17 protein-coding genes are annotated in these 20,004 nt (G+C 58.3%); 11 read left to right on the plus strand and 6 right to left on the minus strand.

The features are described 5' to 3' along the window. Nucleotides 1-57: 57 nt before the first annotated feature. Nucleotides 58-1,512 (minus strand): mannose-1-phosphate guanylyltransferase/mannose-6-phosphate isomerase, encoded by a 1,455-nt coding sequence (locus D3Z90_RS08390; RefSeq protein WP_136475297.1) that lies wholly within the window; start codon nt 1,510-1,512, stop codon nt 58-60. 276 nt (nt 1,513-1,788) lie between these two features. Here D3Z90_RS08390 and yegS point away from each other — a divergent pair, with 276 nt between their 5' ends. Continuing rightward, complete coding sequence (gene yegS / locus D3Z90_RS08395; protein WP_136475298.1) at nt 1,789-2,688, plus strand: lipid kinase YegS; 900 nt, start codon at nt 1,789-1,791, stop codon at nt 2,686-2,688. On the opposite strand, the gene D3Z90_RS08400 is transcribed toward yegS, so the two are convergent. The 3 genes from D3Z90_RS08400 to D3Z90_RS08410 all read right to left on the minus strand — a co-directional run bounded on the left by D3Z90_RS08400 (nt 2,672) and on the right by D3Z90_RS08410 (nt 5,154). Beyond that, nucleotides 2,672-3,331 (minus strand): response regulator transcription factor, encoded by a 660-nt coding sequence (locus D3Z90_RS08400; RefSeq protein WP_136475299.1) that lies wholly within the window; start codon nt 3,329-3,331, stop codon nt 2,672-2,674. The genes yegS and D3Z90_RS08400 overlap by 17 nt on opposite strands. Beyond that, nucleotides 3,328-4,218 (minus strand): sensor histidine kinase, encoded by an 891-nt coding sequence (locus tag D3Z90_RS08405; protein ID WP_136475300.1) that lies wholly within the window; start codon nt 4,216-4,218, stop codon nt 3,328-3,330. Before D3Z90_RS08405 ends, D3Z90_RS08400 begins: the two co-directional genes overlap by 4 nt. A 438-nt stretch (nt 4,219-4,656) precedes the next feature. Then, the gene (locus D3Z90_RS08410; RefSeq protein ID WP_136475301.1) at nt 4,657-5,154 is read right to left on the minus strand and encodes a histidine kinase; all 498 of its coding nucleotides are present in this window, start codon (nt 5,152-5,154) and stop codon (nt 4,657-4,659) included. A gap of 348 nt (nt 5,155-5,502) precedes the next feature. Here D3Z90_RS08410 and D3Z90_RS08415 point away from each other — a divergent pair, with 348 nt between their 5' ends. Continuing rightward, entirely contained in the window at nt 5,503-6,438 is a 936-nt protein-coding gene (locus D3Z90_RS08415) for a chemotaxis protein CheV (protein ID WP_136475302.1), read from the plus strand. A 45-nt stretch (nt 6,439-6,483) separates the two neighbouring features. Continuing rightward, nucleotides 6,484-7,287, plus strand: a complete 804-nt coding sequence (locus D3Z90_RS08420) for an MOSC domain-containing protein (protein WP_136475303.1) — start codon at nt 6,484-6,486, stop codon at nt 7,285-7,287. Nucleotides 7,288-7,367: 80 nt separating this feature from the next. Here D3Z90_RS08420 and D3Z90_RS08425 read toward each other — a convergent pair whose 3' ends face one another. Further along, entirely contained in the window at nt 7,368-9,296 is a 1,929-nt protein-coding gene (locus D3Z90_RS08425) for a transglycosylase SLT domain-containing protein (RefSeq protein ID WP_136475304.1), read from the minus strand. A 221-nt stretch (nt 9,297-9,517) separates the two neighbouring features. Between D3Z90_RS08425 and D3Z90_RS08430 the strand changes: the two genes are divergently transcribed. Next, on the plus strand, nt 9,518-11,437 hold the full coding sequence (locus D3Z90_RS08430) for an ATP-binding cassette domain-containing protein (protein ID WP_136475305.1): 1,920 nt from the start codon (nt 9,518-9,520) through the stop codon (nt 11,435-11,437). A gap of 39 nt (nt 11,438-11,476) precedes the next feature. On the opposite strand, the gene D3Z90_RS08435 is transcribed toward D3Z90_RS08430, so the two are convergent. Further along, the gene (locus D3Z90_RS08435) at nt 11,477-11,917 is read right to left on the minus strand and encodes a universal stress protein (RefSeq protein ID WP_136475306.1); all 441 of its coding nucleotides are present in this window, start codon (nt 11,915-11,917) and stop codon (nt 11,477-11,479) included. Between the two features lie 109 nt (nt 11,918-12,026). Here D3Z90_RS08435 and D3Z90_RS08440 point away from each other — a divergent pair, with 109 nt between their 5' ends. From D3Z90_RS08440 to D3Z90_RS08470, 7 genes are all read left to right on the plus strand, one after another. Next, nucleotides 12,027-12,464: a hypothetical protein gene (locus D3Z90_RS08440; protein ID WP_136475307.1), complete on the plus strand. Its 438-nt coding sequence runs from the start codon at nt 12,027-12,029 to the stop codon at nt 12,462-12,464. 220 nt (nt 12,465-12,684) lie between these two features. Beyond that, nucleotides 12,685-12,960 (plus strand): hypothetical protein, encoded by a 276-nt coding sequence (locus tag D3Z90_RS26920; RefSeq protein ID WP_203476728.1) that lies wholly within the window; start codon nt 12,685-12,687, stop codon nt 12,958-12,960. Further along, nucleotides 12,960-15,107, plus strand: coding sequence for a fatty acid oxidation complex subunit alpha FadB (gene fadB, locus D3Z90_RS08450; RefSeq protein ID WP_136475308.1), 2,148 nt, complete (start codon nt 12,960-12,962; stop codon nt 15,105-15,107). Before D3Z90_RS26920 ends, fadB begins: the two co-directional genes overlap by 1 nt. A 29-nt stretch (nt 15,108-15,136) precedes the next feature. After that, nucleotides 15,137-16,312, plus strand: a complete 1,176-nt coding sequence (fadA, locus tag D3Z90_RS08455) for an acetyl-CoA C-acyltransferase FadA (RefSeq protein ID WP_136475309.1) — start codon at nt 15,137-15,139, stop codon at nt 16,310-16,312. 77 nt (nt 16,313-16,389) lie between these two features. After that, a complete protein-coding gene (locus D3Z90_RS08460) occupies nt 16,390-16,641 on the plus strand; it encodes a DUF1653 domain-containing protein (RefSeq protein WP_136475310.1) in 252 nt (83 codons plus the stop codon). Between the two features lie 100 nt (nt 16,642-16,741). Then, the gene (topA, locus tag D3Z90_RS08465; protein ID WP_136475311.1) at nt 16,742-19,354 is read left to right on the plus strand and encodes a type I DNA topoisomerase; all 2,613 of its coding nucleotides are present in this window, start codon (nt 16,742-16,744) and stop codon (nt 19,352-19,354) included. A 105-nt stretch (nt 19,355-19,459) separates the two neighbouring features. Next, a complete protein-coding gene (locus D3Z90_RS08470; RefSeq protein ID WP_136475312.1) occupies nt 19,460-19,981 on the plus strand; it encodes a DUF6586 family protein in 522 nt (173 codons plus the stop codon). The last annotated feature ends 23 nt before the right edge of the window (nt 19,982-20,004 follow it).

Genomic DNA, 20,004 nt, shown 5'->3' on the forward strand with positions numbered 1-20,004 from the left:
TTCCTCTATACCCGGGCGGGTGACGGCATGCAGATAGGAATGGACGCGCCTTGGGTGTCAGTTGCTGGCAGACTCCGGGGCGCGTCCATAGATATCAGTAAAGCGCACGATGTCGTCTTCGCCCATATATTCGCCACTCTGCACTTCGATCATGACCAGATCGATCACGCCAGGGTTGGTCAGGCGGTGAACTCGGCCGGGTTTGATGAACGTCGACTCGTTGGTGTCGAGGAGGAACTCGTCCTCACCATTGGTCACGCAAGCCATGCCGCTGACCACGATCCAGTGTTCGCTGCGATGGTGGTGCATCTGCAATGACAGCGACTCTTGGGGGCGCACCACGATACGCTTGATCTTGAAGCGCGGGCCTTCTTCCAGCACGGTATACATGCCCCACGGGCGATTCACCGTGCGATGCAGGCGATACGCATCATGACCTTGGTGCTTGAGCTGCTGGGCGATCACTTTGACTTCCTGGCTGCGTGAGGCGTCGGCGATCAGCAGGGCATCAGGTGTATCGATGACAATCAGATTGTCCAGGCCGACGGCACCGACCAGTCGGCGTGGCGAGTCGATGTAGCAGTTGGTCACATCATGCAGCACGGTTTCGCCGTTGCAGTGATTGCCGTTGTGATCGGCTTCCTTGAGCCCGCGCACCGCCTCCCAGCAACCGATGTCGCTCCAGCCAAGGTCGGCAGGCAGCACGGCAACCTGGCTCGAGGTTTCCATGACTGCATAGTCGATGGAAATGTCCGGTACTTTTTCGAAAGATTGCGGGTCAAGTTCCAGCTGCAATTCGTTTTTGCCCTGTTTGCGCGGGCTTTGTTGCAGGCACTGGTGGACGCTGGCGAGCAGGTCGGGAACGTGGCGGTCAAGTTCGGCCAGAATCGCGTCCACGCGCATGCAGAACATGCCCGCGTTCCACAGGTGCTGGCCGCCATCCAGGTAGCCTTGGGCGGTGACCGCATCAGGCTTCTCGACAAAGCATTCGACTTTGTAGCCTTGGCCATTCAAGGCCTGGCCTTTCTCGATGTAGCCAAAGCCGGTTTCGGCGTGACCTGGCACCAGGCCGAATGTGGTCAGCCAGCCTTCGCGAGCCAGGTTGCGGGCTTCGGCGACAGCGCGTTCAAACGCTGGGAGATCACCGATCAAGTGGTCAGCCGGCAGTATCAGCAGTTGGGCGCTGTCACCGTACAGTTCGGCGCAATGCAGGGCTGCAGCGGCAATCGCAGGGGCGGTGTTGCGGCCGAAGGGCTCGAGGATGAAGTCCAGTGCGATGCCGTTATGGTTCAGCTGGCGGTATTCATCCTGGGTGCGGAAATAGACTTCCCGGTTGGTCACGGTCAAAACCCGTTCGACATCCGGCAGGGCGCTGGCGCGAGCGAAGGTCTTTTGCAGCAGGCTCTGGCCGTCGGGCAAGCGCATAAAGGGCTTGGGCATGGTTTCGCGGGAAACAGGCCAAAGTCGAGTGCCGGCGCCGCCGGCGATGATGCAAGGGATTAGAACGCTCATTTCACAGCCTTGTGTCAGAGCACTGAGACTACAGTGCATTAAAGGGAATCCGGACCTGGCAGGCGCTCACTTAAATTGTCAATAAAATGACTTTTAGTATCGGCATCTTCCGTGAAGGCCAAATATTTGTCGAATGATGCACCCAGGCGCGCGCTGTTTCAATGATATTTGTGTGAATGCTCGGCAAATATCTCGGAAAAAGCGCGATGAAATTGCAGTAAACAGGTTGGCTATAAGGTCCAGATAGTGGGTTTTCTTTCGTGGGGATTAGGCGAAATGGCGCAAAAAAAGGCGTTATTGATTTTGCATGGCAAACAGGCAACGAACGAGCAGGTGCGCGCTGCCGTCAGCGTGATGCGCGAGCGCGGTTGGCCGCTGGATGTGCGTTTGACGTGGGAAGCCGGTGATGCCGCCCGCTGGGTCGAGGAGGCGCTGGCCGCGGGCTACAGTCATATCGTGGCCGGCGGTGGCGATGGTACGCTACGCGATGTCGCCGAAGCCATGGCGCGGGCCCAGGGAAAGGCTGGTCTTGTGCTATTGCCATTGGGAACGGCCAATGATTTTGCCCGTGCCGCGGGAATACCGTTGGAACCCGAGGCGGCGTTAGCGCTGCTGGATGCCCCGGCGCAGGCGATTGACCTTGGCCAGGTAGGGCAGCAGATATTTCTCAACATGGCCACCGGCGGCTTTGGTAGTCAGGTAACCGCCAATACCTCCGAAGACCTGAAAAAGGTGCTAGGTGCGGCAGCCTACCTGTTTACCGGCTTGTCGCGCTTCAGTGAGCTCAGTGCCGCTTCGGTGGAGCTGCATGGGCCGGACTTTCAATGGCAGGGCGAGTTGTTGGCGCTGGGTATCGGCAATGGTCGTCAAGCCGGTGGTGGGCATGTGCTGTGTCCGCAGGCGCAGGTTGACGACGGGCTGCTGGATATCAGCATTTTGCCCGCGCCGCAGGAAATGGTAGGTACGTTGCGCAGTCTGCTCAGCGATGGGCTGGGATTGGATAACCTGTTCGTGCGCGCGCGCTTGCCGTGGGTTGAAATAAAGAGTTCGCAAGGCCTGGATATCAATCTCGATGGCGAGCCGCTCCAGGGAGACAGCTTGCGTTTTGAAGCGCTGGCAGGCGCGTTGCGGGTGCACTTGCCGCCTGACTCGCCATTACTCAGTCATCAAGGCTGATGATTCGTTCGCGCACCGCAAATAGAACCAGGCCGGCAACGTCATAGATATGCAGGCGTTTCATGATCTGCGAGCGATGGGTTTCCACGGTCTTGATGCTCAAGCCCAGCCCGTGGGCAATTTCCCGGGTTGATTTGCCGCGCACAATCAAGCGCAAAATTTCCAATTGACGGGCCGTGAGGTTGTGATTTTCCGACATCTGCGGCTTGGGTTTGTGCGTGCGTGACAAGGCCCGATTGATCACCGTATGGGCAATCGCCGGGCTCAAGTAGCGCTCATTGTTACGCAGCGCTGCCAGGGCTTGTTCGAGTTCGGTGGCGGTGGTGTCTTTGAGTAGATAGCCGTGGGCGCCGCTTTCCAGGGCCTGCATGATCAGTTCGGGGTCTGTGTGCATCGACAGAATCAGGACCTTGCTGCGGCAGCCATTGGCGCGCAGTTGGGTCAAGGCATCGAGGCCATTGGTGGTGCGCATGGAAATATCCAGCAGGATGATGTCTGGGTCCAGGTGCAGTACCAACTCAGCCACCTGGTTGCCATCATTGCCTTCGCCCACCACCGTATAACCAGGGAGATAAGACACCAAGGCGCGAACGCCTGCACGGATCAGCGAGTGGTCATCTATCAGCAACAACTTACAGGTCATGGGGCACTACTTGTGTCGGCGCGTTCGAGGGTGCGGGGCGGCCAGGGGAACAGGGCGTCGATGCGGGTACCTTTACCGGGCTGGCTGCTGACAGTCAGCGTGCCGTCAAGAAGCGCCGCGCGTTCGTACATGCCGGCCATGCCGCGCTGCCCTTCATCTGCGGGGTTGCTGGCTGGCAGAAAGCCGTGCCCGTCGTCACGGATCGACAGCGCAAGGCCCGCCGGCTGGCGTTCGATGCAAATGATCAGATTGCGTGCGTCAGCATGGCGAAGAATATTGGTGACGGCTTCCTGGGTGATTCGGAAGGCGGCAATGGCTATCTCTTCGGGAATGCCGCCAAGACGCTGGCGGCACTCCAGGCTCCAATGCAGGTTGGTGTTTTCCAGGGTGCGTACCAGGTGTGCGCGCAAGCTGGCCTCCAGCCCAAGGCTGGACAACTGGCGAGGATTGAGGGTGGCGCAGACGTCGCGAACGTTATCCAGGGTGTCATCCAGGGTGCTGCGCAAGGTGCTGCAGTGCTCCTGCAGCGCGCCGGGTGCGAGGCGCTGCAGCAAGTCGGCCTGAAGCTTGGCGGCGGTCAGCAGTTGGCCGATATCATCATGCAGCTCTCGGCTTAGGCGCTGGCGCTCACTCTCCTGAACTTTGAGCAGGCGGTCAGCAAGTTCGGCAGGGCGCATGGCAATTGAACGTGCCCAGTGCTGAAGGTGCCAACCGATGCTCAGCATGGCAGCAAGGTGCAGCAGGATAACGCCAAGCGGGATTGGTAGCGCGTAAATATACAGGACCAGGTTGGCGGTGATCGAGGTGAGGCACAAGACAGTGGTGAGTCCGCGCAGAAGGGCGGCTCCGGGGGGCCAGAACTTGGATCTATTTAGGCTTGAGAGCATAGAAAAATGAAGCCATTGAAATATCGCGGTAGAAAGCCGTGCAAGTAGCAAGCTAGAGACGTTTTGGTCGTGCCTTCAATATCTTTGTATGTCGGCGCCAAACGGCCTGGATAAATACTTGCGCCAAGTGACTTAGTCATCTAAGGCGTGTCCGACCAGGGGTGTCTGGTCGTCTTTGGCGCGCATGGTATCACTTCAAGTGTAAATGGTCGCGAACTCTCGGGACTGTCACAATCGTCAGGTTTTACGGGCTGATACCCGGATTTATCAGGGGCGCGAGCCTAGCATTTGGCCACTACTTTATTAGCCGCAAATTTTGCCCCGTAGAACTAAAGTCATACTTGTCAAAGTGGCGGCGGCAATGGGGCGGTCTGTGCGTAAAGTTCAAAGCTAATATGCTCTCCGGGCGCGTCGACTGGCCAGGGGCTGTCATGCTGTTTAGTTATCCGTACTTGGATGCCTAATTGTCGGATGAAGCAGGTGCGACGGATGGTCGCAAGGGGCTTGGCTGGCGCTGCAGGATTCGCAGGCCAGCACTGGGTTCAGTGCGGCGGCGAGGTTATCCAGCAATAGGACTTGCTCATCGATATCCAGGCCCAGGCGGCCGGTACGAGGATCCACCAACTCCAATTGCCAGGCCAGCAAGGTCAGGCACTCGGTCAGGGCGGGTAGTGCGGTTCCTGGTAGTTGCGCTGGGTTCTGGGCGGTTTCCAGCAAATGCTGCAGCTGTCTGCAGTAGCTGGCCACTTCGACCAACCCCAGGCGCTGGGCGCGATTGACCAGTGAGGCCAGAGTATCGTTCAGGCAATGACAGGCATCCGGATCGTTGTCGATCAGTTCCAGATGATGCAAGCACTCCTGGGCTTGGGTCAGCAGCACTTGGGCATCCACCAGGAACTCCTGGAGCGCGCCGCTGTTCAGTGATTCGTTGGCCATCATTTGGCTCCAGCGCAAAGGGCTGGAGCAGGGGCTGGCCACAATGAGGCGATCGCTGACAAAAGCCTGACTCCGTTCATGCAATGAGAATGGCGTCACATTAATGGCTATTGGATATCGCGAACATCAGGTCTCGCCCGATTGCTACTAGGGGAATCCCTGATGGTGTGATTCGTTTGCGACCTTTTGCGAAGGTTAGCGACGAGAGGGGCGTTCAGCAGTAAAGCATGATGTTAAAGTGACATCAATGGTTGGCGAAGCATTTTCGCCAAGGGGTCAAGCTGAGTCCTATCTGGCCGATACAGAGCCATTGGATTCATTTATTGAAACAAGCCTGGGGGTTCTGTAATGGCTGGCATTCTCGACACTGTAGACCAAAGAACGCAGTTGGTAGGTGAGAACCGCCTGGAAATTCTGATGTTCCGCCTGGCTGGCCGGCAGTTGTTTGCGATCAACGTGTTCAAGGTTCAGGAAGTGCTGCAAATGCCTAAGCTGACCTTGATGCCCCAACGCCACGCCTATGTTTGTGGCGTGGTCAATCTGCGCGGACAGACGCTACCGGTTATCGACCTGTCTCAGGCCATCGGCATGCGACCGTTGGAGCCGGGGCCGGGCAGCACAATTATCGTCACCGAATACAACCGTTCGGTTCAGGCATTTTTAGTAGGTGGGGTCGACCGAATCGTCAACATGAACTGGGAGGCGATCATGCCGCCACCCAGCAGCGCCGGTCGCCAGCATTACCTGACGGCCATCAGCAAGGTTGATGAGCAGTTGGTGGAAATCATCGACGTGGAAAAAGTGCTGGCTGAAATCGTGCCCTACAGTGCCAAGGTTTCACGCGACAAACTCCAGGACCCCGTGCTGGCTCGAGCCCGAGGTCGTGAGGTGCTATTGGTGGATGACTCCACGGTAGCGCTGGCGCAGTTGCGCGATACGTTGTCGCAGTTGGGAGTGAAAATGCACGTTGCCACTGATGGCCTGAAAGCGTTGCGCATGCTCAAGGGTTGGGCGGATGCAGGAGAGGACGTCTGTGAAAAGCTGTTGATGATTTTCACCGATGCCGAGATGCCAGAAATGGACGGCTACCGCCTGACCACCGAGATTCGTAACGACGCCCGCTTGCGCCCGCTACATGTGGTGTTGCATACCTCGCTCTCAGGTAGCTTCAACGAATCGATGGTGAAGAAGGTCGGCTGCGACAACTTCCTGTCCAAGTTCCAGCCCGATAAATTGGTCGATGTGGTGCGTCAGCGCCTGATGCTGGATGAAGCCACGGCCTGAGTCGGTATAAGCTACGGCTTTGAACCGGCAGAAGGAAGGTCGTCGATGCAATTGAGTGCGCTTTACCGTTATCCACTTAAATCCGCGCGCGGCCAGGCGCTGCAATCTTCTTCGCTGGGCCTGTTGGGATTGAGTGGTGATCGTCGCTGGATGCTTGTAGAGCGTGACAATGGGCGATTCCTGACGCAGCGCGCGTATCCGCAGATGAGTCAGTTAACAGCCCTGTACAGCGTTGATGGCGATCTCACTCTTGAGGCGCCCGGACGATCAGCGCTGTCCGTGCCGGTGCCGCAGGCTGACAGCGACCTGCGCGGCGTAACGATCTGGCGAGACACCTTCCGTGTGCCGGATGCCGGGGACGAGGCAGCACAATGGCTGAGCGAATTCATTGGCAAGGACATCCGTCTGGTCCATGTACCTGAAGAGCGCGCTCGTTTTTTGCCTGGCGGTTATGGTGACAACAGCGACCGAGTGGCTTTTGCCGATGGCTTTCCCTTGCTGCTTATCGGCCAATCATCACTGGATGATCTGATCCAGAAGGTCGGCCGTCCGCTGGAAATGTCGCGTTTTCGTCCCAACCTGGTCGTTGAGGGGGCGCAGGCCTTTGCCGAGGATGGCTGGAAGCGCATCCGTATTGGTGACATGGAGTTTCGCGTGCTCAAGCCCTGTGAGCGCTGCATCATGACCACCATTGACCCGCAGACAGGCGAGCGCAGCGCCGACCGCGAACCCCTGACGACACTCAAGACCTATCGGCAAAAAGAAGGGGATGTGCTGTTCGGCCAGAACCTGGTGGCCGATGGTAGCGGTACGCTTGAGGTGGGGATGCCGGTGACGGTTCTGGAATAGCCGTCGCAAGAGGGGGCTTTGTATAACGCCAGTTGTCAGGCCGGCGTTATACAAGGCAGCGCGCTGTGTAAGGGCCGCGTTTACTGATCGTCGAAATACCGCTCATGCCAATCCACCAGCGGCTGTGGCGAATTGAGCTTCTGGCCATAGATGACCGAGTAGGACAGAACGTTCTGCACATATTGGCGAGTCTCATCGAACGGAATCGATTCCACCCACACATCAAAGCTCAGGTGATCGGCGCCACGCAGCCATTGCCGTACCCGACCTGGTCCCGCGTTGTAGGCGGCTGAAGCCAGGACCCGGTTACCGTTGAATTGACTGTGCACTTGACTCAGGTACGCCGCGCCAAGCTGGATGTTTTTGTCCGGATTGAACACCTGGGCCGGCGAAGCCAGTGGGATGCTGAACTTGCGCGCGGTTTCCTTGGCGGTAGCGGGCATCAATTGCATCAGGCCACTGGCGCCCACGCTGGAGCGGGCGTCCTCCATGAATGCACTTTCCTGGCGAGTGATGGCGAATACCCAACTTGAATGCAGGCCACGCACCTTGGCTTCACGCACTAGCGTGTCGCGGTGGGCCATTGGGAAGCGAATGTCCAGGTCATCCCAGTACTTGGCCTGGCTGATAGTGCGAATCGCCGGGAAGTACCAGCGCATATCGTAGGCCAGGCGCGCTTGAGCCACCATTTCGTCGCGATTGAAGTGGCGACTGACGTGGTACCACTCACGTCGACCATCAACGATCTGGCCGCGTGCATGAAACTCCAGGGCGCGACGGATGCCCGGAGTGTTGCGAACCTTGTTCATCAAGGCCTTGCTCAGCACCAGGGGTTTGTTGTTGAGCTGGTAAGGGGTTTTCGCCCGATCGGCAGCCAGGAAGCCATAGAAATCACGCTCCCGGGCAACGGTTTTGTACAGCATGGGAATCTGCGTGTTCTGTGGCTGCGCCAGTTCAAGGCTGCGCGCTTGCCAATAGCGCCAGCGGTTGCTCGAGGCAAGATCCTGCGGCAGGCGCTTGGTCAGCTCATAGGCATCTTCCCAGCGTCCCAGGCGCAACAGCAGGCGCAGGCGCCACTCGGTGACGGTGTTGTCGCGCAACTCGGGGTCGTAGCGGGTCATCAAGTCCAGGGCCCGCGGGTCGTAGCGTCGGGCCAGGGTCAAACCGATTTCCCGGGCGATGGCGACTTTTTCGTCGCGCGAGAAGTGCATGCGGCTGGCGTAGTCATCCAGCAGGCTCATGGCGCGCTGTGGGTCCTGGCGGGCCAGGCGACGCAAGCCAAGGCTGACCACATCCGACATGGCCTCGTTGACAGGTACGAAGCGACCCGGTTGGTTCAGCAGTTGTGGTTTCTGTGCCACCTCAACCAGAAGGCGGCCTTGCGGTGCCAGGGTAGGGAGGGTCTTGGTCAGGCTGTTGGCCAGCGCATAGTTGCGGGCCTGGGCTGCAAGCTTGGTGCGCTCCCAGCGTTTTTGCTCACTGAGCTGGCCTTCGGCTGCCCAGCGCTCGAACAGGGCATCGCAGGCGGCAGGCTGGGATTTGCCCACCAGCCAGAGTTTTTCTGCGCTGGCGTAGCCCTCGGCGCGCTGGCCCTGGATCAATTGGCGCTGGCCATTGAGACAGTCGAGTTCGGTGAAATTGAGTTTCGGGTCATAGTAACGGCTGAAGGTTTCCCATTCGCCACGCTCAGCCAGCCAGCGCAACCAGCGCAGTTTCATCCAGTTGGCCTGGGGCAGGTCGCCATGGGCGGCGAGGAATTTTTCAATCTCGGCGTTACTGGCGGATTTCAGCCGCGCGGTCAGCTCGTCGTAGGCCAAGTAGGGCGTCAGCGGGTAATCGCTCAGGGCCTGGGCGTAGCGCAGGTACGGCCCTTTGTCGCCTTTGGCCAGGGCGCGCTTGGCCTCGTCGTAATACTGGCGCTGCACGGTGATGTCGGTGGCCTGGGCGACGCTGGCCGCGGAGGCCGAGAGGAGCAGGCAGGAAACTAGATTTAACAGGCGGCTGCGCATGAGACTTCCGGGCAGTTTGACCATGAAAAGTGACGGCGAAGCCAGCACTGTTGGGGTTACGTTGCCTAAGCTTAGCCGTTTGCCGTGGGCGGATGAAAGCATTGTGCTTGTATCGAGTTGTAATCAGGCGGTCTGTCGTCGGATCTGTAAGCGCACGTGCCTGCTTAATGTGAACCAGGCCCAAGTCGGGTAGAATACGCGCCCGGTTTTTGGAGAAGATCATGACCCTGCTCAAATTAAGCGATGTGTCCCTTGCGTTCGGCGCCATGCCGTTGTTGGACAAGGTGTCGTGGCAGATCGCCCGTGGTGAGCGGGTGTGCATTATCGGCCGCAACGGCACTGGCAAGTCGAGCATGCTGCGCCTGGTCAAGGGCGATCAGAAGCCTGACGACGGCGATGTCTGGCGTGCCCCTGGCCTCAAGATTGGCGAGTTGCCGCAAGAGCTGCCGCTGGCAGACGGCCGTACGGTATTCGACGTAGTGGCCGAAGGCCTCGACGGTGTCGGTGCATTGCTCGCTGAGTACCACCACCTGAGCCAGAACATCCACAGCGATGCCGATCTGGAAAAGCTCATGCACGTCCAGCACGATCTGGAAGCGCGTGATGGCTGGCGCTTGCAGCAGTTGGTGGACAGCACCCTGAGCCGCTTGCAACTGCCGGCCGACAAAACGCTGGCCGAGCTGTCCGGCGGCTGGCGTCGTCGCGTACTGTTGGCCCAGGCCCTGGTGTCCGAGCCCGATCTGCTGCTGCTCGACGAACCAACCAACCATCTGGACATCGGCGCAATTGCCTGGCTTGAAGAAGCACTGAGTGGCTTTGGTGGCGCCGTACTGTTCATTACCCACGACCGTTCTTTCCTGCAGAACCTGGCTACGCGCATTCTTGAACTGGATCGCGGTGGCTTGATTGATTGGAACGGCGACTACGCCAGCTTCCTGGTGCACAAAGAAGCTGCACTGGCCGCTGAAGAAACGGCCAACGCCCTGTTCGACAAGAAGCTTGCTCAGGAAGAAGTGTGGATTCGCCAGGGTATCAAGGCTCGTCGCACCCGTAACGAGGGGCGCGTTCGTGCCCTGAAGGCATTGCGTGTAGAGCGCAGCGAACGTCGTGAGCGTACGGGCAAGGCGAATATTCTGCTCGATGTTGCGGAAAAGTCCGGCAAGCAGGTCATGGTGCTGGAGAACGTCAGCTTCGCCCACCCAGGTGGTCCGCAGTTGGTCAAGGACTTCTCCATGGTCTTGCAGCGTGAAGACCGGATCGGTCTACTCGGCGCCAACGGTACCGGTAAAACCACCTTGCTCAAGCTGATGCTCGGCGATCTTGAGCCTACCAGCGGCACGGTTGAGTCCGGCACCCGTCTTGAGGTGGCTTATTTCGATCAGTTGCGCCATCAACTGGACCTGGAAAAGACTGTCATCGACAACCTGTCCGAAGGTCGCGATTTTATCGAAATCGATGGCCAGAACCGTCACGTCCTGAGTTATCTCGGCGATTTCCTGTTCAGCCCACAGCGTGCCCGTACCCCGGTCAAGGCGCTTTCTGGTGGCGAGCGCGCGCGCTTGCTGCTGGCCAAGTTGTTCAGTAAGCCAGCCAACTTGCTGGTGCTCGACGAACCGACCAACGACCTGGACGTAGAAACCCTCGAATTGCTCGAAGAAGTGTTGTCGGCATTCAAGGGCACCGTGCTGATGGTCAGCCACGACCGGGCCTTCCTCGATAACGTGGTCACCAGCACGCTGGTCTTCGAAGGTGAGGGCAAGGTGCGCGAATACGTCGGCGGCTATCAGGACTGGATTCGCCAAGGCGGTTCGCCGAAGTTACTGGGTGTCAGCGAAAGCAAGTCGGGCAAATCGGAGCTCAATACTGCGGTGGTTGAAGCGGTGGCACCGGAGCCGGCACCAGCCGCCGCTGCCGAAGCACCGAAAAAGAAGCTCAGCTACAAACTGCAGCGCGAGCTCGAGGCCTTGCCTGGCCAGATCGACGCGCTGGAGCAGAAGATGGCAGCCGTGCAGGAAGAGATTTCCAGCCCGGCCTTCTATCAGCGTCCAATCGATCAGACCACTGCGGTGCTGGCCCAATTGGAGCAGTTACAGGCAGAACTGGATGTGTTGGTAGAACGCTGGGCAGAGCTCGACAGCTAAGTAGGAGGGCCTGGCGCAGCCTGCGCCAGGCTTCCCGCGTTACGAGGTTTTCAGCAGGCGCACCGCGAGCACATCGCAAGGTGCGCCGTGCAGTACGTCGTTGGCAGTGGAACCGAGCAGCAGCGCCAGGCCGTGACGGCCATGGCTGCCCACCACGATCAGGTCGCAATTCTGGTCTTTGGCCAGTTGATGGATTTCCTGGCGAGGTTGGCCATAAGTCAGGTGCGAGTCGCCGCGATTGATGTCCGGATACTTGTTGAACAGGCGGTCCATGCGCTCTTTGGCCTGGTCGAACTGTTGTTGTTGCAGTTGTGACAGGTCCATCGGTACATCGCCACCAAAGGCCATGGCCATTGGTTCCACGATATGCACCAGAGAGACCTTGGCACCTGTCGGCTCGGCGAGTTTCATGGCGCGCTTGATGACCGGGTCACATTCTTCGGTCAGATCGACGGCAACCAGTATGTGTTCGTAGGGCATGAGAGGCTCTCCTGACAATCGCAATAGTTCAAGTATGGTCGGTTTCAGGCTGATCGCTTAGAACCTCGGCTAACCAGCTCATTTGCAAAGCTTTATGGGAACAACAGATATGACGGTCTGGGTGGTGGTGTCAATCCTTGCGCTGATTTTGAGTCCATTGGCCTGGCTGCGTCCTTCGCGCAATCAGAGCGGCCGGATGGCGCTGCGCATGGAAGCCCGGCGCATGGGATTGAATATGCAATTGACGGCGCAACAGTGGCCGCACTGGCTGCCCAAGGAACCGCCTAGCCCCTGTGCGCAGTACGTACGGCCGCGCCGTCAGGGCAGGGTAGACAGTTGGAGCTACTGGCAAACTGCGCCCGGTACCTGGCTCAATCAATGGCGAGAGCCGTGCGCTGATGTTGTGCTGAATGAGCATTTTTCCCGCCTGCCTGACAACGTCTACAAGGTCGAAGCCGGCCCGCAAATGATTTCCCTGTACTGGGGAGAACACGGCGAAACGGCTGTATTGCAGGATATTGCTGCAGTATTGAAAGCGCTCGCCTGACCGCGCGCAATAAAAAGCCCGATGTACGCATCGGGCGGGCGGGCCAGGCAGGCCGGTTGTAAGTGTTGATTCCCACCTAGTGTAGCGGGCTTGCCGCTTTCTGCTTTTTCTCTGTGCTTGTTGATTGCACCCGAATGCGTGGACAGCGCGTTTGTGCGTGTAAGCCTTTGACCACTATCGCTGGTATGAATACGGCTCGATCACCGAGGTCGGTGTTTGCATGCGCCGAAAGAAAAATGACCGCAAAGTCGCGTTTTCACGCCGCTTTTGGGTATTTGACAACGGCGTTCTTTTCGTTGAATGTGTGCATACCCAAATCAAACGGGCGTATGAATTGAGCGTTTGTATTGTCAGAAGGCTCTTACAGAATCCCGACTATCGCGCTGACGGGTGTGCCTGGCGCAAGGATTCGGCAAACACCGGCCAACGGCCCGCCGAGTCTTTCACCAGCGATTGGCGTGTACAGTTCAGCTTCCATATCGTGGAGATCAGTTGATGATTTACGAAGGTAAAGCCATCACGGTTAAGGCTCTTGAAAGCGGCATCGTCGAACTGAAGTTCGACCTCAAGGGTGAGTCCGTCAACAAGTTCAACCGTCTAACCCTGAACGAATTGCGTCAGGCCGTAGACACCCTCAAGGCCGATGCATCGATCAAGGGCGTCATTGTCAGCAGTGGCAAGGACGTTTTCATCGTCGGCGCGGATATCACCGAGTTTGTCGATAACTTCAAGCTGCCCGAGGCCGAACTGGTCGCCGGCAACCTGGAAGCAAACCGCATTTTCAGCGATTTCGAAGACCTGGCCGTACCGACCGTTGTCGCCATCAATGGCATTGCCTTGGGTGGCGGTCTGGAAATGTGCCTGGCAGCCGACTACCGCGTCATGTCCAGCAACGCCAAAATCGGCTTGCCGGAAGTCAAACTGGGTATCTACCCAGGTTTTGGCGGTACGGTTCGCCTGCCGCGCATCATCGGTGCCGACAACGCCATCGAGTGGATTGCCGCTGGCAAGGAAAACCGTGCTGAAGACGCGCTGAAAGTCGGTGCCGTCGATGCCGTGGTTGCGCCCGAGCTGCTGCAGGCTGCGGCCCTCGACCTGATCAAGCGCGTCATCAGTGGCGAGTTCGATTACAAGGCCAAGCGTCAGCCAAAGCTCGAGAAAATCAAGCTCAACGCCATTGAGCAGATGATGTCTTTCGAAACCGCCAAAGGTTTCGTCGCTGGCCAGGCTGGCCCGAACTACCCAGCACCGGTCGAAGCGATCAAGAGCATCCAGAAGGCTGCCAACTTCGGGCGTGACAAAGCGTTGGAAGTTGAAGCGGCAGGTTTTGCCAAGTTGGCCAAGACCTCGGTTGCAGAAAGCCTGATCGGCCTGTTCCTCAACGACCAGGAGCTCAAGCGCAAAGCCAAGGCCCATGACGAAATCGCTCACGACGTGAAGCAGGCCGCCGTACTCGGCGCCGGTATCATGGGTGGCGGCATTGCCTACCAGTCCGCGGTCAAAGGCACGCCGATCCTGATGAAGGATATCAACGAGGCTGCCATCCAGTTGGGCTTGAACGAAGCGTCCAAGCTGCTCGGCAAACGCGTTGAAAAAGGCCGTCTGACCCCAGCGAAAATGGCCGAAGCGCTCAATGCGATCCGTCCGACCCTGTCGTATGGCGATTTCGCCAACGTCGACATCGTCGTCGAGGCCGTGGTCGAGAACCCAAAGGTCAAGCAAGCAGTATTGGCTGAAGTGGAAGGCCAGGTGAAGGAAGATGCCATCCTGGCGTCCAACACCTCGACCATCTCCATCAACCTGCTGGCCAAGGCGCTCAAACGTCCAGAGAACTTTGTCGGCATGCACTTCTTCAACCCGGTACACATGATGCCGCTGGTTGAGGTTATTCGTGGCGAGAAGTCCAGCGACGTGGCAGTTGCCACCACCGTTGCCTACGCCAAGAAAATGGGCAAGAACCCCATCGTGGTCAATGACTGCCCAGGCTTTTTGGTCAATCGCGTGCTGTTCCCGTACTTCGGTGGTTTCGCCCGCCTGGTCAGCGCCGGTGTCGATTTCGTACGCATCGACAAGATCATGGAGAAATTCGGCTGGCCGATGGGCCCTGCCTACCTGATGGACGTAGTCGGCATCGACACCGGTCACCACGGCCGTGACGTAATGGCCGAAGGCTTCCCAGACCGCATGAAGGACGACCGTCGCTCGGCGATCGATGCGCTTTACGAAGCCAACCGCCTGGGCCAGAAGAATGGCAAGGGCTTCTACGCCTACGAAACCGACAAGCGCGGCAAGCCGAAGAAAGTTGCCGACGCGGCTGTACTCGAAGTGCTCAAGCCAATCGTCTACGAGCAGCGTGAAGTCACCGACGAAGACATCATCAACTGGATGATGATCCCGTTGTGCCTGGAAACGGTTCGTTGCCTGGAAGACGGAATTGTCGAAACGGCGGCCGAAGCCGACATGGGTCTGGTCTACGGCATTGGTTTCCCTCCGTTCCGTGGCGGTGCACTGCGCTATATCGATTCGATCGGCGTAGCAGAATTCGTTGCCCTGGCAGACAAGTACGCCGATCTGGGTCCGCTGTATCACCCCACCGCGAAGCTGCGTGAAATGGCCAAGAATGGTCAGAGCTTTTTCGGTTAAGCGCCCAACGATAGAGAGCGAGAGAAAATATGAGCTTGAATCCAAGAGACGTGGTGATTGTCGACTTCGGTCGCACACCAATGGGCCGCTCCAAGGGTGGCATGCACCGCAACACCCGCGCCGAGGACATGTCCGCGCACCTGATCAGCAAGGTGCTGGAGCGCAACACCAAGGTTGATCCGAACGAGGTCGAAGATGTGATCTGGGGCTGCGTCAACCAGACCCTGGAGCAGGGCTGGAACATCGCCCGCATGGCCTCGTTGATGACCCAGATCCCGCACACTGCCGCGGGCCAGACTGTCAGTCGTCTGTGCGGTTCGTCGATGAGCGCCCTGCACACTGCAGCACAGGCGATCATGACCGGTAACGGTGACGTTTTCGTCGTCGGTGGCGTCGAGCATATGGGCCACGTCAGCATGATGCATGGTGTCGACCCGAACCCACACATGTCGCTGTACGCCGCCAAGGCCTCGGGCATGATGGGCCTGACCGCGGAAATGCTCGGCAAGATGCACGGTATTACCCGTGAGCAGCAGGACCTGTTCGGCCTGCGTTCGCACCAGCTCGCCCACAAGGCAACGGTCGAAGGCAAGTTCAAGGACGAAATCATCCCGATGCAGGGCTATGACGAAAATGGCTTCCTCAAAGTCTTCGACTACGATGAAACCATTCGCCCGGATACCACGCTGGAAAGTCTGGCGGCACTGAAGCCGGCATTCAATCCAAAAGGCGGTACCGTGACTGCCGGTACTTCATCGCAGATCACCGACGGTGCTTCTTGCATGATCGTGATGTCGGCCCAGCGTGCCCAGGACCTCGGAATTCAGCCGCTGGCTGTTATCCGTTCCATGGCCGTGGCCGGTGTCGATCCTGCGATCATGGGCTACGGTCCGGTTCCGGCGACCAAGAAAGCGCTCAAGCGTGCGGGCCTGAGCATCGCTGATATCGACTTCTTCGAGCTCAACGAAGCCTTCGCTGCACAGGCACTTCCGGTACTGAAAGATCTGAAAGTGCTCGACAAGATGGATGAGAAGGTTAACCTGCACGGCGGCGCAATCGCTCTGGGTCATCCTTTCGGTTGCTCTGGTGCGCGGATTTCCGGCACTCTGCTCAACGTCATGAAGCAGAATGGCGGGACCTTCGGCGTTTCGACCATGTGCGTCGGCCTGGGTCAAGGCATCACTACCGTCTTCGAACGCGTTTAAGCGTTTCGCGGGTGGAAACCGGGGCCTGGTGCCCCGGTTTTTGTTTTTTGCAGTTTTTTTTCAAGAGGGTGAGCAACATGCAGATACAACCAGGCGTATACCGGCATTACAAGGGGCCTGAGTATCGTGTGTTCGGTACAGCGCGCCATTCCGAAACCGAGGAATGGGTCGTGTTCTACCAAGCTCTGTACGGCGAATTCGGCCTTTGGGTTCGGCCACTTTCCATGTTCATGGAGTCGGTCGAGGTTGACGGCGAGCATGTGCCGCGCTTTGCTTTGGTCACGGCTGAAAAGGATCTGTTTTCTCGCTCCGATGCCGAGGGTGGCTAGCGCCTCGCGCTTGACCTCACTCTGTTGCCACTATATATAGCGGTGCCGCGTCAGGTACCTGCCGTGTTTTTATTTTCAGTATTCAGGAATTTTCCGATCCATGGGCAAATCGCTGGTCATTGTGGAATCCCCGGCTAAGGCCAAGACCATCAACAAGTATCTGGGCAGCCAGTACGTGGTGAAGTCGAGTATCGGCCATATCCGAGACCTGCCCACCAGCGGTTCGGCCAGCGCCAGCAAAGAGCCTGCCGCCAAGCGTGGCAAGGCCGCAGCGGGCGAGGCTCCGGCTCTGTCGCCGAAAGAAAAGGCGCGCAAGCAGCTGGTTGCACGCATGGGGGTTGATCCGGACCACGGCTGGAAAGCCAAGTACGAGATCCTTCCAGGCAAGGAAAAGGTCATCGAAGAGCTGCGTCGCCTGGCCAAGGATGCCGACACCATCTATCTCGCAACCGACTTGGATCGCGAGGGGGAAGCCATTGCCTGGCACCTGCGCGAAGCCATCGGTGGTGACGACAGCCGCTACAAGCGCGTGGTGTTCAACGAAATTACCAAAAAGGCCATTCAGGAAGCGTTCTCGCAGCCGGGTGAGCTGGATATCGATCGGGTCAACGCCCAGCAGGCTCGTCGTTTCCTCGATCGCGTAGTGGGCTACATGGTTTCGCCACTGCTGTGGCAGAAGATCGCCCGTGGTCTGTCAGCCGGTCGCGTGCAGTCGGTCGCGGTAAAGCTTGTGGTCGAGCGTGAGCGTGAGATCCGTGCCTTCATTCCTGAAGAATACTGGGAAGTGCATGCCGACCTGGGAACCGCCAAAGATGCCAAGGTGCGTTTCGAAGTTGCGCGCGAGAAGGGCGAGGCTTTCAAACCGCTCAACGAAGCCCAGGCTATGGCGGCATTGGAGAAGCTCAAGGCTTCCAGCTACAGCGTCGCCAAGCGTGAAGACCGTCCTACCAGCAGCAAACCGTCTGCTCCTTTCATCACCTCCACCCTGCAGCAGGCGGCGAGCAATCGCCTGGGCTTCGGGGTGAAGAAGACCATGATGATGGCCCAGCGTCTGTACGAAGCCGGCTACATCACCTATATGCGTACCGACTCGACCAACCTTTCGGCCGACGCGGTGGAAATGGCGCGTAGTTACATCGAGAGCGAATTCGGCAAGAAGTACCTGCCAGAAGCGCCGATTGTCTACAGCAGCAAAGAGGGTGCCCAGGAGGCGCACGAGGCGATTCGCCCTTCCGACGTCAACACCCACCCGAGCAAACTCGCGGGGATGGAGCGTGATGCCGAGCGCCTCTACGAGCTGATCTGGCGTCAGTTCCTGGCTTGCCAAATGCCACCGGCGCAGTACCTGTCGACTACCGTCAGCGTGATGGCTGGCGATTTCGAGCTGCGCGCCAAGGGCCGTATTCTCAAGTTCGACGGTTACACCCGCGTGCTGCCACAGCAGACCAAGCCGGGCGATGATGACGTACTGCCTGAGATGAATCAGGGTGAAGTGCTCAAGCTTATTCAGCTTGATCCAAGCCAGCACTTCACCAAGCCGCCTGCGCGTTTCTCCGAAGCCAGCCTGGTCAAGGAAATGGAAAAGCGGGGTATCGGCCGTCCTTCCACCTATGCGGCGATCATCTCGACCATCCAGGATCGTGGCTACGTCACCCTGCATAACCGTCGGTTCTATTCCGAGAAAATGGGCGACATCGTCACCGAGCGCCTGTCCGAAAGCTTCTCGAACCTGATGGACTACGGCTTTACCGCCGGTATGGAAGAAAACCTCGATGACGTGGCTCAAGGTGAGCGCGACTGGAAGAATGTGCTGGATGAGTTCTATGGCGACTTCAGCAACAAGCTCAAGCTTGCCGAAGATGCTGAGAAGGGCATGCGTGCCAATCAGCCGACGCTGACCAATATCCCCTGCAAGGATTGCGGTCGTCCGATGATGATTCGCACGGCCTCCACTGGCGTGTTCTTGGGTTGCTCGGGGTATAGCCTGCCGCCTAAAGAACGGTGCAAGGCCACCGTCAACCTGGTCCCGGGTGATGAGATCGCTGCTGATGACGAGGGTGAGTCCGAGTCGCGGGTATTGCTCAACAAGCACCGCTGCCCGATCTGCTCCACCGCGATGGACGCATACCTGCTCGACGAGAAGCACAAGCTGCACATCTGCGGTAACAACCCTGATTGCACCGGCTACGAGATCGAAGAGGGTAGCTACCGCATCAAAGGCTATGAAGGCCCGAGCCTTGAGTGCGACAAGTGCGGGAGCGAAATGCAGCTCAAGACCGGCCGCTTTGGCAAGTTCTTCGGCTGCACCAACGCTGAATGCAAAAACACCCGCAAGCTGCTCAAGAGTGGTGAAGCGGCGCCGCCGAAGATGGACGCGGTGAAAATGCCGGAGCTCAAGTGCGAAAAGGTCAATGACACTTACGTGCTGCGTGACGGTGCTTCGGGACTGTTCCTGGCCGCCAGCCAGTTCCCGAAAAACCGTGAGACCCGTGCACCGCTGGTAATCGAGATCATTCCGCATAAGGATGAGATCGATCCGAAGTATCACTTCCTTTGCGATGCGCCAAAGAAAGATCCTGACGGACGCCCAGCGGTAATTCGCTATAGCCGCAAGACCAAGGAGCAGTACGTGCAGACCGAGGTTGAAGGTAAGCCTACAGGCTGGCGTGCGTTCTATGACGGCAAGGCCTGGAAGGTCGAAGACAAGCGCTGATCAATCGCCATTGATCCAATCGCGGGGCAGGGCCCCGCGATGCATTTCGGGGCTGCATTAGTGTAAATTCAGTAATCGCCTTGCAGCCTTTCGGAGGGCACCCAGATGGCCCAGGAACTTTACACGCGCACCAACCAGAAAATTTACTTCGCAGGCCTGGCTCTCGAGGCTATGGGCAAGGCACAGGACAGCCGGGCAATGAACGCTCAAGCGTTGATTCAGGCTGAGCGCGAATCTGCGTTGTTTCACCTCTACGGCGCGCTTCTGGGCCTTTGCCATGAAATTGCCGGCTACTACCGTCTACCGCAAGCCGCGGCTGCGCGTGCGGAGTTGTTGCTGACTCGCGACGTGCTGGAAGCGGTGGCTATTCCGGAGATGGCCGAGCTGGTTGAATTGGCGGAGCAACGCGAAACCTGGCTCGCGCAACTGTTGAGCGCTTATGCCGATTTGTTTCGACCGCCGGTCGCGAAAAAAGCGCCGAAAACCGATGTCACCCAGCCTCTGATACAAGCCGTAAGCCTTGATGAGCCTGAGCAAGCGCCGCTATCTCGGGAGGAGTTGGAGGGTTGGCGGCAAAATCTCAAGGGCCTGACCGTTCGCTTTCGTGAGGGCCTGAGTGAGTGCTGATTTAAGCGCTCGCTGGTACAATA

It is taken from the genome of Pseudomonas sp. DG56-2 (assembly GCF_004803755.1).
GTDB classification, from domain to species: Bacteria; Pseudomonadota; Gammaproteobacteria; order Pseudomonadales; family Pseudomonadaceae; genus Aquipseudomonas; species Aquipseudomonas auratipiscis.

Excerpts from the sequence above, each read along its gene's own strand:
- D3Z90_RS08435 (WP_136475306.1), bottom strand. The coding sequence starts at position 11,917 with ATGCCCTACGAACACATACTGGTTGCCGTCGATCTGACCGAAGAATGT.
- D3Z90_RS08415 (WP_136475302.1), top strand. The coding sequence starts at position 5,503 with ATGGCTGGCATTCTCGACACTGTAGACCAAAGAACGCAGTTGGTAGGT.
- D3Z90_RS08400 (WP_136475299.1), bottom strand. The coding sequence starts at position 3,331 with ATGACCTGTAAGTTGTTGCTGATAGATGACCACTCGCTGATCCGTGCA.
- yegS (WP_136475298.1), top strand. The coding sequence starts at position 1,789 with ATGGCGCAAAAAAAGGCGTTATTGATTTTGCATGGCAAACAGGCAACG.
- D3Z90_RS08420 (WP_136475303.1), top strand. The coding sequence starts at position 6,484 with ATGCAATTGAGTGCGCTTTACCGTTATCCACTTAAATCCGCGCGCGGC.
- D3Z90_RS08425 (WP_136475304.1), bottom strand. The coding sequence starts at position 9,296 with ATGCGCAGCCGCCTGTTAAATCTAGTTTCCTGCCTGCTCCTCTCGGCC.
- D3Z90_RS08405 (WP_136475300.1), bottom strand. The coding sequence starts at position 4,218 with ATGCTCTCAAGCCTAAATAGATCCAAGTTCTGGCCCCCCGGAGCCGCC.
- D3Z90_RS08470 (WP_136475312.1), top strand. The coding sequence starts at position 19,460 with ATGGCCCAGGAACTTTACACGCGCACCAACCAGAAAATTTACTTCGCA.
- D3Z90_RS08410 (WP_136475301.1), bottom strand. The coding sequence starts at position 5,154 with ATGGCCAACGAATCACTGAACAGCGGCGCGCTCCAGGAGTTCCTGGTG.
- D3Z90_RS26920 (WP_203476728.1), top strand. The coding sequence starts at position 12,685 with ATGCGCCGAAAGAAAAATGACCGCAAAGTCGCGTTTTCACGCCGCTTT.
- D3Z90_RS08390 (WP_136475297.1), bottom strand. The coding sequence starts at position 1,512 with ATGAGCGTTCTAATCCCTTGCATCATCGCCGGCGGCGCCGGCACTCGA.
- D3Z90_RS08460 (WP_136475310.1), top strand. The coding sequence starts at position 16,390 with ATGCAGATACAACCAGGCGTATACCGGCATTACAAGGGGCCTGAGTAT.
- fadB (WP_136475308.1), top strand. The coding sequence starts at position 12,960 with ATGATTTACGAAGGTAAAGCCATCACGGTTAAGGCTCTTGAAAGCGGC.
- topA (WP_136475311.1), top strand. The coding sequence starts at position 16,742 with ATGGGCAAATCGCTGGTCATTGTGGAATCCCCGGCTAAGGCCAAGACC.
- D3Z90_RS08430 (WP_136475305.1), top strand. The coding sequence starts at position 9,518 with ATGACCCTGCTCAAATTAAGCGATGTGTCCCTTGCGTTCGGCGCCATG.
- D3Z90_RS08440 (WP_136475307.1), top strand. The coding sequence starts at position 12,027 with ATGACGGTCTGGGTGGTGGTGTCAATCCTTGCGCTGATTTTGAGTCCA.
- fadA (WP_136475309.1), top strand. The coding sequence starts at position 15,137 with ATGAGCTTGAATCCAAGAGACGTGGTGATTGTCGACTTCGGTCGCACA.